This is a genomic window from uncultured Bradyrhizobium sp. (genome assembly GCF_936943645.1).
GTDB lineage: Bacteria > Pseudomonadota > Alphaproteobacteria > Rhizobiales > Xanthobacteraceae > Bradyrhizobium.
This window is the reverse complement of the sequence record NZ_CAKZJO010000010.1, coordinates 34389-50697: the sequence shown is the minus strand read 5'-3', so window position 1 is coordinate 50697 and position 16309 is coordinate 34389. Positions and strand designations below refer to the sequence as shown.

General features: G+C 65.6%; 13 protein-coding genes. 5 read left to right on the top strand and 8 right to left on the bottom strand.

Features of this window, described 5'->3' with window-relative positions:
- The first annotated feature begins 193 nt into the window (after window positions 1-193).
- Window positions 194-3703 (top strand): hybrid sensor histidine kinase/response regulator, encoded by a 3510-nt coding sequence (locus Q0743_RS01250; protein ID WP_298239781.1) that lies wholly within the window; start codon window positions 194-196, stop codon window positions 3701-3703.
- A 953-nt stretch (window positions 3704-4656) separates the two neighbouring features.
- Here Q0743_RS01250 and Q0743_RS01245 read toward each other — a convergent pair.
- The 4 genes from Q0743_RS01245 to Q0743_RS01230 form a co-directional block, all read right to left on the bottom strand.
- A complete protein-coding gene (locus Q0743_RS01245) occupies window positions 4657-5283 on the bottom strand; it encodes a hypothetical protein (protein WP_298239779.1) in 627 nt (208 codons plus the stop codon).
- A 180-nt stretch (window positions 5284-5463) separates the two neighbouring features.
- Window positions 5464-6027, bottom strand: a complete 564-nt coding sequence (locus Q0743_RS01240) for a cytochrome P460 family protein (protein WP_298239778.1) — start codon at window positions 6025-6027, stop codon at window positions 5464-5466.
- A gap of 72 nt (window positions 6028-6099) precedes the next feature.
- Window positions 6100-7128 carry an alpha/beta hydrolase gene (locus tag Q0743_RS01235; RefSeq protein WP_298239777.1) on the bottom strand — a complete coding sequence of 343 codons (1029 nt, stop codon included), beginning with the start codon at window positions 7126-7128 and terminating at the stop codon, window positions 6100-6102.
- Between the two features lie 35 nt (window positions 7129-7163).
- Window positions 7164-7583, bottom strand: coding sequence for an organic hydroperoxide resistance protein (locus tag Q0743_RS01230; protein WP_298239776.1), 420 nt, complete (start codon window positions 7581-7583; stop codon window positions 7164-7166).
- A gap of 198 nt (window positions 7584-7781) precedes the next feature.
- On the opposite strand from Q0743_RS01230, the gene Q0743_RS01225 reads away from it, so the two are divergent.
- Window positions 7782-10622 (top strand): tetratricopeptide repeat protein, encoded by a 2841-nt coding sequence (locus Q0743_RS01225; protein WP_298239775.1) that lies wholly within the window; start codon window positions 7782-7784, stop codon window positions 10620-10622.
- A gap of 175 nt (window positions 10623-10797) precedes the next feature.
- On the opposite strand, the gene Q0743_RS01220 is transcribed toward Q0743_RS01225, so the two are convergent.
- Complete coding sequence (locus Q0743_RS01220; protein WP_298239774.1) at window positions 10798-11469, bottom strand: response regulator transcription factor; 672 nt, start codon at window positions 11467-11469, stop codon at window positions 10798-10800.
- A 340-nt stretch (window positions 11470-11809) separates the two neighbouring features.
- On the opposite strand from Q0743_RS01220, the gene Q0743_RS01215 reads away from it, so the two are divergent.
- Window positions 11810-13435 (top strand): MFS transporter, encoded by a 1626-nt coding sequence (locus Q0743_RS01215; RefSeq protein ID WP_298239773.1) that lies wholly within the window; start codon window positions 11810-11812, stop codon window positions 13433-13435.
- A gap of 69 nt (window positions 13436-13504) precedes the next feature.
- Here the strand turns inward: Q0743_RS01215 and Q0743_RS01210 are convergent, their stop codons facing one another.
- The 3 genes from Q0743_RS01210 to Q0743_RS01200 form a co-directional block, all read right to left on the bottom strand.
- Window positions 13505-13978 (bottom strand): secondary thiamine-phosphate synthase enzyme YjbQ, encoded by a 474-nt coding sequence (locus Q0743_RS01210; RefSeq protein WP_298239772.1) that lies wholly within the window; start codon window positions 13976-13978, stop codon window positions 13505-13507.
- A gap of 149 nt (window positions 13979-14127) precedes the next feature.
- A complete protein-coding gene (locus tag Q0743_RS01205; protein ID WP_298239771.1) occupies window positions 14128-14664 on the bottom strand; it encodes a hypothetical protein in 537 nt (178 codons plus the stop codon).
- Window positions 14665-14706: 42 nt separating this feature from the next.
- Window positions 14707-14949, bottom strand: coding sequence for a hypothetical protein (locus Q0743_RS01200; protein ID WP_298239770.1), 243 nt, complete (start codon window positions 14947-14949; stop codon window positions 14707-14709).
- Window positions 14950-15024: 75 nt separating this feature from the next.
- Here Q0743_RS01200 and Q0743_RS01195 point away from each other — a divergent pair, with 75 nt between their 5' ends.
- Both Q0743_RS01195 and Q0743_RS01190 read left to right on the top strand, forming a co-directional pair.
- Window positions 15025-15399, top strand: a complete 375-nt coding sequence (locus Q0743_RS01195) for an AtpZ/AtpI family protein (protein WP_298239769.1) — start codon at window positions 15025-15027, stop codon at window positions 15397-15399.
- A 112-nt stretch (window positions 15400-15511) separates the two neighbouring features.
- Window positions 15512-16261: a F0F1 ATP synthase subunit A gene (locus Q0743_RS01190; RefSeq protein ID WP_298239768.1), complete on the top strand. Its 750-nt coding sequence runs from the start codon at window positions 15512-15514 to the stop codon at window positions 16259-16261.
- Window positions 16262-16309 lie beyond the last annotated feature (48 nt).

Genomic DNA, 16309 nt, shown 5'->3' with positions numbered 1-16309 from the left:
CTCGCGCTTCGCGCGATCGACCCTGCCCCTCCAGGGGAGGGTGAGAGCAGGCAGCTCGTCCACAGCTTAACGACAACCCCGGTTCCCGCCCCCCCTCGCCATTTCGCTGTCGCCTCGCCCCGCCCAACGCGCTAGGTTTGCAGGGAAAATGAGCTTGGGCGCCGCCGGCGCCCTGGAGGAAGCGCGCTTCAACATGCTGCACGACTGGGGCGTGATCGCCGCCGCCTTCGGCTATATCGGCTTCCTGTTCCTGGTGGCGAGCCACGGCGACCGCCGCTCGCCGGCCGGGCGCGGCCGCGCCTCCGGGCTGATCTATCCGCTGTCGCTGGCGATCTACTGCACCTCCTGGACCTTCTTCGGTTCGGTGGGCTTTGCGACGCGCACCTCGACCGACTTCCTCGCGATCTATGTCGGCCCGATCCTGATGATCGGGCTCGGGGCCGGCATCCTGCGCCGCGTGATCCAGCTCGCCAAAGCCCACAACATCACCTCGATCGCCGACTTCATCGGCGCCCGCTACGGCAAGAGCCAGGCCGTGGCGGCCACCGTCGCCGGAATCGCGATCATCGGCTCCGTGCCCTATATCGCGCTGCAGCTCAAGGCGGTCGCCTCCTCGCTCGCGACGATCCTGAGCGAAGACCAGGCCTTCTCCCACATCCCGATCATCGGCGACGTCGCGCTGATGGTGACGCTGGCGATGGCGGCCTTCGCCGTGCTGTTCGGCACGCGGCAGACCGACGCGACCGAGCACCAGCACGGCCTGATGCTGGCGGTGGCGACCGAATCCATCATCAAGCTGGTCGCCTTCCTCACCGCCGGCATCTTCGTCACCTTCGTGATGTTCTCTCCGCACGAACTGATCGAGCGCGCGATGAAGACGCCGGAGGCGGTGCGCGCCATCAACTATTCGCCGTCGATCGGCAACTTCCTCACCATGACGCTGCTGTCGCTATGCGCGATCATGCTGCTGCCGCGCCAGTTCCACGTCAGTGTCGTCGAGAATTCGTCCGATGCCGAGGTCGGCCGCGCACGCTGGCTGTTCCCGCTCTACCTCGTCGCCATCAACCTGTTCGTGATCCCGATCGCGCTCGCCGGCCTCGTCAGCTTCCCGTTCGGCGCGGCCGATCCCGACATGTACGTGCTGGCCCTGCCGATGGAGGGCGGCGCGGACCTGCTCAGCGTCGCCGTGTTCGTCGGCGGCCTGTCGGCGGCGACTGCGATGGTAATCGTCGAATGCGTCGCGCTCTCGATCATGGTTTCGAACGACCTGATCGTGCCCCTGGTGCTGCAGCGGCGGCCGGAAGGCCGCACCGGCGGAGCCGATTTCAGCGACTTCCTGCTGCGCTCGCGGCGGCTCGCGATCTTCGCCATCATGGTGATGGCCTATTTCTACTACCGCGCGCTCGGCAACACCCAGCTCGCGGCGATCGGCCTGCTCTCCTTTGCCGCCATCGCCCAGCTGGCACCGAGCTTCTTCGGCGGGCTGCTGTGGCGGCGCGCCACCGCGCGCGGCGCGATCGGCGGCATGCTGGTCGGCTTCGCGGTGTGGCTCTACACGCTGTTCATGCCGAGCTTCATGGATTCCTCCACGGCCGGCATCCTGTGGCTCCAGCACGGCCCGTTCGGCATCGAGGCGCTGCGGCCGCAGGCGCTGTTCGGCGCCGATCTGCCGCCGCTGATGCACGGCGTGATCTGGTCGCTGTCGCTCAACATCCTGACCTATGTGCTGCTGTCGCTGGCGCGCAGGCCCTCGTCGATCGAGCTGCTGCAGGCGGATTTGTTCGTGCCCAACACGCTCGCGCCGATCTCCCCGAGCTTCCGCCGCTGGCGCACCACCGTCACCGTGCAGGACATCCAGACCACTGTGGCGCAATATCTCGGCCCCGACCGCGCGCGGCATTCCTTCGAGGCCTTCTCCGCGCGGCGCAATCTGCGGCTGGAGCCCGGCGCACCTGCCGATTTCGAGCTGCTGCAGCACGCCGAGCACCTGATCGCCTCCTCGATTGGCGCTGCGTCGTCCCGCCTCGTGATGTCGCTGCTGCTGCGCAAGCGGACGGTGTCGGCGAAGGCGGCACTGAAGCTGCTCGACGATTCGCACGCGGCCCTGCATTTCAACCGCGAGATCCTCCAGACCGCGCTCAACCACGTGCGCCAGGGCATCGCCGTGTTCGATGCCGACCTGCAGCTGATCTGCTCCAACCGGCAGTTCGGCGATCTCCTCAACGTGCCTCCGCACATCGTCCAGTTCGGCACGCCCCTGCGCGAGATCCTGGAATTCATGGGCGTGAGCGATCCGGAGCATCAGGCCGATCGCGAGGCGATGATCGAGCAGCGGCTCATTGCCTACACGACCGACAGCGAGCCCTATCTCGAGCGCCTGCCGGAACGCCACATGGTGATCGAGGTGCTCACCAACCGCATGCCCGGCGGCGGCTTCGTCATCACCTTCACCGACGTCACCCCCACGTTCGAAGCCGCCGAAGCGCTGGAGCGCGCCAATGCGACGCTGGAAAAGCGCGTGCGCGACCGCACCGAGGAACTGACGCGGCTGAACTCCGAGCTGGCACTGGCCAAGAGCGCGGCGGAGGACGCCAGCATCTCCAAGACGCGCTTCCTCGCCGCCGCCAGCCACGACATTCTCCAGCCGCTGAACGCGGCGCGGCTCTATGTCACGAGCCTGGTCGAGCGCCAGCATAGCGGCGAGGAAACGCGGCTGGTCGAGAACATCGACGAATCGCTGCAGGCGATCGAGGAGATCCTCGGCGCGCTGCTCGACATCTCCCGGCTGGACGCCGGCGCGATGACGACCTCGATCTCGAGCTTCAAGATGGCCGACCTGATGCGCTCGCTGGAGATCGAGTTCGCGCCGATCGCGCGCGCCAAGGGCCTCGAGCTCGCCTTCGTGCCCTGCTCGCTGCCGGTCGAATCGGACCGGTTGCTGCTGCGGCGCCTGCTGCAGAATTTGATCTCGAACGCGATCAAATACACCCCGCGCGGCCGCGTGCTGGTCGGCTGCCGCCGCCAGGGCCCCTCGCTCAGGATCTGCGTCTACGACACCGGCGTCGGCATTCCCCAGGTCAAGCGCGGCGAGATCTTCAAGGAGTTTCACCGGCTCGAACAGGGCGCGCGGATCGCGCGCGGCCTCGGCCTCGGCCTGTCGATCGTCGAACGCCTCGCGCGCGTGCTCAAGCACGGCATCGCCATCGACGGCAACAGAAGCGGCGGTTCGGTGTTCTCGGTGACGGTGCCGACGGCGAAGGCGATCACCCACACCGCCGCGGTGACCAGCGCGACGCCGCTGGCGCGCACGCCGATCTCGGGCGCGCTGATCGTCTGCATCGAGAATGACGCCGCGATCCTCGACGGCATGCGGACGCTGCTGAAGGCGTGGGATGCCGAGGTGATCGCGGTCGCCGATCCCGAAGGCGCGATCGCCGCGATCGAGGCCGCCGGCCGCCGCGTCACCGGCCTCCTGGTCGACTATCATCTCGACCGTGGCAACGGCATTGCCGCGATCCGCGAGATCCGCCGCCGCTTCGGCGATGCGATCCCCGCGATCCTGATCACGGCCGACCGCAGCCCCGCGGTGCAGGTCGCTGCACGCGACGAGAAGGTCGCGGTGCTCAACAAACCGGTCAAGCCGGCCTCGCTCCGCGCCTTGCTCGGCCAGTGGCGCACGCAGCAGATGGTGGCGGCGGAGTAGGACGGGCGGTATTGCGCTGGGCGCGGTGACAGAGAGACGCACCGGCCCCACCCTGTCATTGCGAGCGCAGCGAAGCAATCCAGAAATGCACCCGCGGAGACAGTCTGGATTGCTTCGCTGCGCTCGCAATGACGGAGTGCTGGGTAGCAGCAACGGTTCCTTTCGTGTCCCGGACGCGACGCGGCGTGAAACGCTGCGGCGCAGAGCCGGGACCCAGGGGGCTACACGGATTGCTGATGCATGGGCCCCGGCTCTGCAGCGCATCGCCGAAGAGGCGCTGCGCTGCGTCCGGGGCACGAGAGACCGCTGTTGACCGATTGACACACTTTCGCCTTCCCGCGGCGCGTTTCGCCCGAGTTTTGCGCTTCTCGTCACGCCCTTCCAAAGAAAAGGGCGCAGGGAAGACCGGGCGCCGGCTGGCACCCGCGGTCCGCTGCGCGAAATGCACACGCAGGAAGAACCGCACAGCAGCATACAGGTGGTGCCGATCACTCGGCCTTCCCTGCGCGATGGTCGGACGGCTTATGCCGTGCTCTCCCGGGAGCCGAACTTTCCTTCTGGCCTCCCTCACCTCACGGAATTCGCCGACAAGGCGCCGGTTGGCGCCATGCCGCCTCCGCAAGGCTTGACCGTAGCAACGACGGCCAGGACGACACGGTTTTGCCGTACGCACACGGCGCCGCTCGTACAACGCGGCTTGCGAGACGCTCACGGGGATCGGCTCAATCCATCCCCCCGCCCTGCGGCTCACATCCGCGACGGCGCCAATGCGTCCACCGCAGCCCGATCCGCGGCTCGTGACGACGTACGACCGCCCCTTTTTGCCGGATCAGGATGGACGACACCTACGATAATTCCGAATTTCTGTAAAGAAGAATATTTACCGACGGGCCGATTGACCCAGCCGTTGCTGCTTTGCCCGACGAAGACGCAAGCCCTTGGGGTGAGCCGCTTCAATTCGTCGTGGTCTTGCCGCCGCGCATGGAGACGAGCTTGTCCTCACGAAACCGGAGAATGAGCCATGCGGTCTCGTCGAAGCCGTTTGCGAGCTTGCCGTCGTGAGAATACACCATCCCGGCAGCGTCCGACTTCGACGGCGGTCCCAGCGCCGTGACGACCTCCGAACGCGACATCCCCAAATGCAGCTTGCCGTCGAAGACGAGGGGCGCGAACTTGTCCGGGATGACGGTGCAACCGGTCGAAGCCTCCGTGTCCTTCTCGGTGAGCTCTGCAACGATCTCCGTGACGCGGTGGTCGGGACCACCCATCTCCCCGCTGGACACGACCCATAAGCGATGCTGCGCGCGCCTGTAACACAGCCAATAGATGCTATCTCCAGCGTCGCCCCGGTGCTGGATGGTCCCTTCGCCCACGGTTTTGCGGACCGCGCCGAGCGGCGTCTGCTCGAAGCGGCCGGCGAAGGCGCCCAGCGAAAAGCGGGTCGCCAATCTCTTCGTGATCGTCGGCGGCACGCGCTCCAGCGCATGTTCGTCGAGCGGCGGCGGTGTCTGCGCGCAGCAGGCGTCCGCGGGAATCGCGAAAAGGAGAAGCAGCACGAGGAGCGTCTTTTTCAACCGCATCGGCCCGCAATTTCCGCACGTGGATCGGAGCGGCAGGGATAGCCGATCGCTACTCCCCGGACACTCTTCCGACCTTGGTCGGGTTCACAATTCAAATGGTTCATTCGCGAACCCGGGCAGCTTCCGGTTCGGCGCAAAGCCGGCAACAGCGCGCCGCATGAGCGCCGGCCGACATCCGCTTCAGGGCGCAAGCCGTGTGAAGACGTAATCGCGGCTCTTCGCGCGGGCTTCGTGACAGCCCCAGCACGTGCGGTGCTGGGCCTCGTCGACCGGCTTGCCGCCAATGAAGCGGCCAAAGCCCCAGCCGCCGGTTGCGGCATATTTCCTGGAATCCTTGACCATGACCTGGACCGTGGTGGCAGTACCGGGGATGGTCGCGGACGCAAACTCGGGCGAGCGCTGTCGCTTCCAGGCGCGCTTGACCAGGATGGTACCGTCCGGAAACGGCAGCTTGCCGGCCTGATACGCATCGATGGCGGTCTGGTTGCCGACGACGGCGCGAAGCTCGTCGAGCGGCGCGGCTTCTTCCGCCGGCGCGATCAGTTCCCACTGCCTGTAACCGGGCGGAATCGTGACGCCGAAGATCGGCGAGGCAGCGGCGGTGTCGACCTGCGCCGGTCCCTCGGCAAGCGCGATCGAGACCAGATAGGGCACGCAAGTCAGGAGAACGACCAGAAGCAGCACGGCCAGCGTGATGGCCGTGACATAGGAGCGCTTCTGCTTTTGCGGTTCGATGGACGACATGAGATTTCTTCAGGTTGGGATGGCAGCACAGCCTCGGTCCAGCCGCGCCGGACCGAGGCATCGCAGGAATGATCAGGCCCCGTCGGCGTCGATGACGGCCTTGGCAAAGGCCTGCGGCGCTTCCTGCGGCAGATTGTGGCCGATGCCGCCGGTGATCAGGCGAAACTCGTAGCGGCCCGCGAATTTCTTGGCATAGGCGCTGGGCTCGGGATGCGGCGCGCCATTGGCGTCGCCTTCCATCGTGATCGTCGGCACCTCGATGACAGGTGTCGCCGCCAGCTTCTTTTCGAGAGGCTCGTATTTCGCCTCGCCCTGGGCGAGCCCGAGCCGCCAGCGGTAATTGTGGATCGTGATCGCGACATGATCCTTGTTGTCGAGCGCCGCCGCGCTGCGGGCGAAGGTGGCGTCGTCGAACTTCCACTGCGGCGAAGCGAGCTTCCAGATCAGTTTGGCGAAATCATGCGTGTACTTCTCGTATCCGGCGCGGCCGCGCTCGGTGGCGAAATAGAACTGATACCACCATTGCAGCTCGGCCGACGGCGGCAGCGGCGCATTGCCGGCGGCCTGGCTCGAGATCAGATAGCCGCTGACCGACACCAGCGCGCGGCAGCGCTCCGGCCACAGCGCGGCAATGATGTCGGCGGTGCGTGCGCCCCAGTCGAAGCCGGCGACGACGGCCTTCTTGATGTCGAGCTTGTCCATCAGCGCGATGATGTCGGCGGCCATCGCGGCGGGCTCGCCGTTGCGCGGCGTCTCGCCAGAGAGGAAATGCGTCGTGCCGTAGCCACGCAGATGAGGGATGATCACGCGATAGCCGGCCTTCGCCAGGATGGGCGCGACGTCGACGAAGGCGTGAATGTCGTAGGGCCAGCCGTGCAGCAGGATCGCGACGGGACCGTTCGACGGACCTGCCTCGGCATAGCCGACATTGAGAACGCCGGCATCGATCTGCTTGATCGGACCGAAGGACGCGGTCGATGCCTGCGACCGCGGCGCGTCCGTTTCGGCACGCGCGAGGTCGATCACGCCGAGACCGACCGCGACGGATCCGGCGGCGACGCCGAAGAAATTGCGACGATGCTGATCGATGATCTGCTTCATGGTGGGACTGCCTTTCGTTGGTTGGTGATGGTGCGTCAGATCAGCGCGACCGTGACGTCGATGTTGCCGCGAACGGCCTTGGAATAGGGACAGGTCTGATGTGCATCATCGATGATGCCGCGCGCGGTCTCGCCGTCGAGGCCCGGAAGACTCACACTGAGGCGCGCCCGCAGCGAATAGGCGCCGTCGTCGAGCACGAGATCGATCTCGGCATCGATTGCGCACTTCCTGGGAAGCTCGATCTTGCGCTTGCGCGCCGCGATCTCCATCGCGCCTTCGAAACACGCCGACCAGCCGGCGGCGAACAATTGCTCGGGATTGGTGCCGCTGCCCGCGCCGCCCGGCGGCGACAGCTTGACGTCCAGGCGGCCGTCGGAGCTGCGCGAGATGCCGTCGCCGCGTCCGCCGCTGGTGTGGGTCCTCGCCGTATAGAGTGTCTTTGCCGCCTGCGTCATGAAGATATCTCCTCGTCGTCACGGCACTGACTAGCAGCGGCTGCGGCAGCACGCCCGTTTGGACTTGTGAGAAGTTGTGAGGCCTTGCCTTACGCGGCTCACAAGGCCTGCATCTGCGGTCTGATGCCGATGCAGGGACGGCCTTGCAGGATCGCGATCATCTGGCTATCGGGTCTGTCGAAGGAACCAGATTTCGACATGACTGATCCGGCCGGCATCGCGACAGGAACATTGTCGTTTGGGCCATTCTCCGTGACACCGCATGAAAGACTCGTGACGCGCGACGGCGTGGCGTTGCCGCTCGGCGCGAAGGCGTTCGACACGCTGATGGCGCTGATGTCTCGGCCGAACGAGGTCGTCAGCAAATGGGATTTGATGGCGCTGGTGTGGCCCGGCCTCACGGTCGAAGAGGCCAGCCTGCGCTTTCACGTCGCGGCGCTTCGCAAGGCGCTCGGCGACGGCAAGGATGGCGCCCGCTACATCACGACGCTCTCCGGCCGCGGCTATTGCTTCGTGGCGCCGATTGCGCGCGCGGATGTTGCACCGGTGCAGCCCCACGCACCGCGACCGGAATTGCCGCCGGTGAAATTGCCCAACCGCTTGCAGCGCATGGTCGGGCGCGACGATGCGATCGCCGCCGTCTCCGGCAAGCTCGTCAGCTCGCGCTTCGTCACGATTGCCGGCCCCGGCGGCGTCGGCAAGACCGCGGTCGCCGTGGCCATCGCCCACGATCTGCTCGAAACATTTGCCGACGCCGCGCATTTCGTTGATCTCGCCGCGCTCAGCGATCCTGATCTCGTGATCACGTCGATCCTGCTGATGCTCGGTCTGCCGGCCGAGACCGACGATCCCCTGCCCGCGCTGCTGGCGCATCTGCGCGACAAGCGGATGCTGCTGATCCTCGATAATTGCGAGCACGTCATCGCGGCCGCCGCGCCGCTGGCGGCGGAGATCTTCCACGCCGCACCACAGGTCCATCTCCTCGCAACGAGCCGCGAAGCGCTGCGCGTCGAGGGAGAGCAGGTCTATCGCCTGGCCCCGCTCGCGGTTCCGCCCGACGGCTCCGCGCTGACGGCCGCCGCGGCACAGACCTATCCGGCGCTGCAATTGTTCCTCGAACGGGCGACGGCCAGCGGCGCACAGATCGCGCTCGATGATGGGAGCGCTGCGGTCATCGCAAGCATCTGCCGCAAGCTCGACGGCATGGCCTTGGCGATCGAGCTCGCCGCCGGCCGGGTCGAAGCCTACGGCTTGTCGCAAACCGCCGCACTGCTCGACGAGCGCCTCAACCTGCTCTGGCAGGGCCAGCGCACCGCCCCGCCCCGACAGAAGACGTTGCAGGCCACGCTCGACTGGAGCTACGGACTGCTGTCGGATCGCGAACGCCTCGTGCTGCGCAGGCTTGCCGTCTTCGCCGGCCATTTCACCCTCGACGCAGCGCTCGAGGTCGTGCCGGACGCGCGCGTGGACCAGGCGCATCTGTTCGACGCCGTCGACAGCCTCGTTGCCAAATCGATGGTCGCGCCGCGGCCGATCGGCGCGATGATGCGTTACCGCCTGCTCGACACGACGCGCGCCTATCTGCGCGAGATCGAACCCGACGACGCAGCGCTCGCCGGCCGCCACGCGACTTACTACCGGCGATGGCTGGAGCAGGCCGGCATGTCATGGGTCGCGGTGCCGAACGCGGACGAACGGGCTGTTCACTTCTCCGCGCTTCACAATGTGCGCGCCGCGCTGGAATGGTGCTTCGGCGCGGACGGTGATCTCGGCGTCGGCATCGCGCTCGCCGCCGCGGCGGCGCCGATCTTCCTGGCGATGTCCCTGTTGATCGAATGCCGGCGCTGGTCGGAACGGGCGCTGCTGGCGATCGCCCCTTCCTCACGCGGCAGCGCCGAGGAAATGCACATCCAGGCCGCTCTCGGACTGACCTTGATGTTCACCCGTGGCGGCAGCGAAGCGGCGCGCAGCGCCTTGAGCCGGAGCCTTGCGATCGCCGAGGCGCGCGGCGACGAGGTCAACCAGCTCCAGCTGCTCGGCCGCATGCATATCTTCCACGAGCGGATGGGCGAGTTCGATGCCGCGCTCGGCTATGCGCAGCAGAGCCTCGCGGTGGCGAGGTCGCTCGGCGACCCGGCCTCGATCGCCCTCGCCCATTCCCTCCTCGGCGTCTCGCTGCATCTGGCAGGCGAACATCGCGACGCATTGAAGATGCTGGACGTCGCCTGGCAGGGACCGGGCACGGAGCGAATCAGCACGGTCTACGGCTTCGATCATCGCAATCGGGCCGGCATCACGCTGGCCCGGGAACTCTGGTTGCAGGGTCGGCCCGCGGATGCGCTGCAGCTGGCGCGGCAGACGGTCACCGAGGCCGGGCAGATGGATCACCCGATCACACTCTGCATCGCCTTGATCTGGGCGGTCTCGATCGATCTCTGGGGCGGGGACCTCGACGGCGCGGAGGAGAACATCGACCGCTTCATCGCGCATGCCAGTTCGCGCTCGATGGGCCCCTATCTCGCCGTCGGCCGCGGCGTCAAAGGCGAGCTGGCGATCCGGCGCGGCGATGCCGCCGGTGGCGTCGAGACGATCAGGACCTGCCTGCGCGAGCTCCACGAGGCCGGCTACGAGTTGCTCACCACGACGTTCAACATCGCGCTGGTCCAGGGCCTGCTGGCGCTCGGGCAGATCAGGCAGAGCGCGGAACTGATCGACGACGCGATCCGCCTCGTGGATCGCAGCGGCGATCACCTCTACATGCCCGAGCTGCTGCGGATGAAGGGCAGAGTCCTGCTGTCGTTGCCGGAGCCTGACGTCGAGCAGGCGGAAGCCCACTTCATGCAGTCGCTGGATCTGAGCCGCCGCAAAGGCGCCAAGGCCTGGGAGCTGCGGGCCGCAATCGACCTCGCCAGTGTCATCGCCGAACGCGGCCGGCGTGACGAAGCCAGGCAGTCGCTTCAATCGGCGCTCGAAGATTTTGGCGAGGGCTCGGAGACGACGGATATCAGGATCGCCAACGCATTGCTGCGGACATTGTAAGCAACAAGCTCGCTATGCCCCGTCATCCTGAGGTGCGAATGGCACGATGCGAGAGCATTGCGACGGGAGCCTCGAAGGATGGACGGCCGAGGTATCAGCCGGGCCGTTCATCCTTCGAGGCTCGCCGAAGAGGCGAGCACCTCAGGATGACGGATTTGCCGGCGACGGAAGAGCCTCACCCCGTCGGCGTGCCCTGCTTCCACTGGCCGCCGGCGATCTTGGCGGCGGCGATCACGGCCTGGGTGCGGCTCTCGACGCCGAGCTTTTGCAGAATCGCCGAGACGTGCGCCTTGATGGTGGCCTCGGAGACGCCGAGCTCGTAGGCGATCTGCTTGTTGAGGAGCCCCTCCGACAGCATCATCAGGACCCGGACCTGCTGCGGCGTCAGCGTCACCAGGCGATCGCGCAGGCGCGTCATGTCGGGGTCGGCGGCTGCCGACAGGTCGGTGTCGGCGGGAACCCAGACGTCGCCTTCCATCACCTTGAGGATGGCATCGCGCAGCGTCTCGACGCCGAAACGCTTCGGAATGAAGCCGGACGCGCCGAAATCGAGCGAGCGGCGGATTGTCGCGCTGTCGTCCGACGCCGAGACGATCACGACCGGGATCGCGGGATATTGCGCGCGCAGATAGATCAGGCCGGAAAAGCCTGAGATCCCGGGCATCGAGAGGTCGAGCAGGATCAGGTCGACATCCGAGGTCTGTTCCAGAAGCTTGGTCAGATCCTCGAACGATCCGGCTTCGTCGATTTTGGCGGAGGTCAGCACGCCCGCCACCGCCTGTCGCAGCGCGTCGCGGAACAGGGGATGGTCATCGGCGATGACGAGATGGGTCGTGGGAGCGTTCATCGTTCTCTTGCTGTCGTTCGCAGGCCGGCGGACCGATCCCGGATATCTCAATTCTTCCCTGAGCGGCCGTGGCATGCAAGTGCACATTATCCCTTTGCCGCAAAGGGGTTAATCCCGAGGCCTCCGTGGCTGCGTGCGGGCGCATGATACCGGACGTCAGCTGTGCGTCAGTGCGCAAGGCCGAAAGTCGTATTGGGGCGCGTTTCACGCCGATGTTACTTTGGCAGCCAAGACCTGGGTTGATCCGGCGTGGCCGGACATCCGGGGCGCGAGGAAACGCATTTCGGGGAGCGATTCAAACATGTCGACAATGGCTGTGTCTCAAACACGCGCGGGAGGGATGACGAAGGACGAACGGTTCGTCATTCTCGCCTCCTCGCTCGGTACCGTCTTCGAGTGGTACGATTTTTACCTCTACGGCTCGCTGGCCGGCATCATCGGCGCGCAGTTCTTCAGCGCATATCCCGAAAACACCCGCAACATCTTCGCGTTGCTGGCGTTCGCAGCCGGCTTCTTGGTCCGTCCCTTCGGCGCCATCGTGTTCGGCCGCATCGGCGACATCGTCGGCCGCAAATACACCTTCCTCGTCACCATCCTGATCATGGGTCTGTCGACCTTCATCGTCGGCCTGCTTCCCAATGCAGCCACGATCGGCATCGCAGCCCCGATCATCCTGATCGCGCTGCGCCTCGCCCAGGGCCTGGCGCTCGGCGGCGAATATGGCGGTGCGGCGACCTATGTCGCGGAGCACGCGCCGAACGGCAAGCGCGGCTACTACACCTCCTTCATCCAGACCACGGCGACGCTCGGCCTGTTCCTGTCGCTGATCGTGATCCTGTTCACCCGTTCGGCGATCGGCGAGACCGACTTCGCGGCGTGGGGCTGGCGCATTCCGTTCCTGGTCTCGGTGCTGCTGCTCGGCATCTCGGTCTGGATCCGGCTTCGCCTCAACGAATCCCCGATCTTCCAGAAGATGAAGGAAGAGGGAAAGAGCTCGAAGGCCCCGCTGACGGAAGCCTTCGGCAACTGGCAGAACGGCAAGCTCGTGCTGCTCGCGCTGCTCGGCGGCGTGATGGGCCAGGGCGTGGTCTGGTACACCGGCCAGTTCTACGCGCTGTTCTTCCTGCAATCGATCCTGAAGGTCGACGGTTACACCGCCAACCTGCTGATCGCCTGGTCGCTGCTGCTCGGCACCGGCTTCTTCATCGTGTTCGGCATGCTGTCCGATCGTATCGGCCGCAAGCCAATCATCCTCGGCGGCTGCCTGATCGCGGCACTGACCTTCTTCCCGATCTTCAAGATGATCACCACCAACGCCAACCCGGCGCTGGAAAAGGCCATCGAGACGGTCAAGGTCGAGGTGGTGGCCGATCCCAAGGGCTGCGGTGACCTGTTCAACCCGGTCGGCACCCGCGTCTTCACCGCGCCTTGCGACACCGCACGCGCCTACCTGTCGCAGTCGTCGGTCAAGTACTCGACCACGCCCAGCGCAGCCGGCTCGGGCGTAAAGGTGATGGTCAACGGCAAGGAAGTGCCCTACGCCAACGCCAAGGACGGCAACCCGGCGGTCCTCGCCGCGGTGCAGGCGGCCGGCTATCCGAAGGCCGGCGACACCGGCATCGTGAAGATGACCCATCCGTTCGACATCTTCCGTCCGCAGGTGGCGGCGATCATCGGCCTGCTGTTCGTGCTCGTGGTCTACGTCACCATGGTGTACGGCCCGATCGCGGCGATGCTGGTCGAACTGTTCCCGACCCGCATCCGCTACACCTCGATGTCGCTGCCCTACCACATCGGTAACGGCTGGTTCGGCGGCCTGCTGCCGGCGACCGCCTTCGCCATCGTGGCCTCGACCGGCGACATCTATGCCGGCCTCTGGTACCCGATCATCTTCGCCTCGATCACCGTGGTCATCGGCTTCCTGTTCCTGCCCGAGACCAAGGACGTCGACATCAAGGCGACCTGATCGAAAGCAGCGATCTCAACCAATACGAACCGGCCGCGGTCTCCCGCGGCCGGTTTTGTTTTGGGCGCTCTACTGATTGCTGCCGACGAATTGCAGCACCACCTCGCGCCGGTGCGGGCGCTTGCGATGCTCGATCAGATAGATCGCCTGCCAGGTGCCGAGCGCGAGCCTGCCGTTCAGGACCGGGACCTGGAGCGAGGCGTCGGTCAACATCGTCTTGACGTGGGCCGGCATGTCGTCCGGCCCTTCGGTGTCGTGGGTCCAGCCGGCATTCTCCGGCGCGAGCCGGGACAGCGCGGTCGTGAGGTCGACGAGCACCGAAGGATCGGCGTTCTCCTGAATCGTCAGCGAGGCCGAGGTGTGCCTGATGAACAGCGTCAACGCGCCGTCGCGCGCGTGAATCTCGCCGATGAATTTTGCCGCTTCGGCGGTGAGATCGGTGAAGCCGCGGCCGGATGTCTGCACGGTGAGGAGCGATGAGACGATCATGGTGGCTTGCACTGATGATGGTGCGGAGCGCGTGATCGATTTGGCTGATGTCATGAAAGGTATCTCAACTCGAAGGCTATCGTAGGGTGGGCAAAGGCGTTCTTACGCCGTGCCCACGTTCTCTCTCGACCACGAAGAACGCGTGGGCACGCTTCGCTTTGCCCACCCTACGAGACCTCGCCACGACGGCCCCTCGCCACGCGTCAAATCTTCCCCGACACGTCCTTCTGGACGCGGTTGGCCATGTCGATCAGCCGCCGCCAGGCCTTTTCCAGGAACGACATCACGCGATCGACGTCCTGGTCGCTCGGCAGCGGGATCTCGATCTTGCGGTCGCCCTCGGCGACCCGAGGCTCGGCGTTTTTGGGCTCGGCTTTCTTCAGCGGGTCCGATTTCGGCAACGCCTCGTCGATCTTGCCCGACACCGTCGGCCCCGCCGCGAGCTGTCCTTTCAGCTTCTCGACCTCGGCCTGGAGCCTGCCAATCTCGGCGTCGAGTGCGGTCCGTTCGTCGGGCACGGCGTAGCAGGCCCAGCCGGCGCCGTTCTTGCTGCAGGTCGAAACCGTGCCCGTGCGCGTGTCGAGCCGCAGCACGCCCTCGGGGATGGGCGTCATGCTGTAGCGGCCGTTTTCGCCATCGGGCGCGGATTGGGCGGCCACGATGCCGCCACCGACGGCCATCGCCGCGGCGAACGCCGCCGCCGCCAGCCAGGATGTTGTGGATGATGTCACTGGTCTCATCGCGCTCTCCGCCACGACGCGTAGGTGGCACTCCCGCAAATTCTACACCCCGGCGCGGCGATCCGCCGCCCAAAACACCCGCCGGACATGAACGATCCAGCCATCCCCATTGATCCCGGCAGCGCGGCGAAATGGCGACCGTGTCCGCCGATCATGCAGCGAGCTGCTGCGGTGCGGCGTCACGCTGTGTGCAGCGCTGCCGTGCGCGCCGATATTGTCAATCAAATCAATTAGATAATCGAAAGAGACGCAATCGTGACTTGGCTTGACTTGATTATAGGCCATCAGTATGGTCCGCGCGGCTTTTGAGGGTGGCGGGCGCAATTTCCATTCAGCCGCGGCGTTTCGGGTCTTCGTTGCATGACACAGGGCACGGGACACGGCGAGAATGGAGATCGCGATAGATCGTCCGATGAAGCTGCGCTTTCCGAACGGCTCGGAAGTCTCGATCAGCGGTTGTCCGAATTTCGCGACCGCCGGATCAAGACCGAGCAACCCGCAGGTGACGGTGGAGACGGAGCGGCCAGAGCCTCGGCGATGGCGCTTGGTTTTCGGTTATCCTCCGAGTTGGTCGCCGGTGTCGCTGTCGGAGCGGGGATTGGCTGGGGGTTCGACCGCTTGCTGTCGACGTCGCCTTTCGGATTTATCGTGTTCCTGCTGCTCGGCTTCGTGGCCGGCGTGGTGAATGTGGTGAGATCGGCAGGCGCGGGTCAAAACAGGCGCGGTGGTTCGTAAGGCAATCCCACCAGGAGAGGAATGATCGTGCCGGTTCCGCCGGTACGGGCCGGCCCGGCCGGCAGACCGAGACCCGCCGGCATCGCCCGGCAGACCAAGAGATGCCGCGCCGATGAAAATCGATCCGATCCACCAGTTCAACATCGAGCCTCTCTTCACGATCGGCCATATCGGCAATCACACGATCGCCTTCACCAATTCGTCGCTCTACATGCTGGTGGCAGTCGCGATCATCTCGCTCCTGATGCTCGCCAGCGGCACGCAGCTGGTTCCCGGGCGCCTGCAATCGGTCGCCGAAATCTCCTACGAGTTCGTCGCCTCAACCATCCGCTCGACGGCCGGCTCGGAAGGCATGAAGTTCTTCCCGCTGATCTTCTCGCTGTTCATGTTCATCTGCGTCTCGAACCTGGTCGGCATCATTCCCTACACCTTCACGGTCTCGAGCCATCTGATCGTCACCGTCGGGCTGGCGCTGCTGGTGTTCTTCACCGTGCTGATCTACGGCGTCGCCAAGAACGGCCTGAAGTTCTTCTCCATCTTCGTTCCCCACGGCGTCCCGGGCTACATCCTGCCGCTGGTCATGTTCATCGAGATCCTGTCGTTCTTCCTGCGGCCGGTCTCGCACAGCATTCGTCTGTTCGCCAACATGCTGGCCGGCCACATCGCGCTGAAGGTGTTCGCGGGCTTCGTCGCCATGCTGGGCTTCTCGCTCGGCGCCGTCGGCTGGGTCGGCGGCGTGCTGCCGCTGGCGCTCACGATCGCGCTCTACGCGCTCGAGATTCTGGTCGCGTTCCTGCAAGCCTACGTGTTTGCGATCCTGACCTGCATCTACCTCAACGACGCCATTCATCCGGGACACTGAGCTGTCCGGGGAATTTCCACCCACAACCCAATCTTTCTTCCAAGGAGT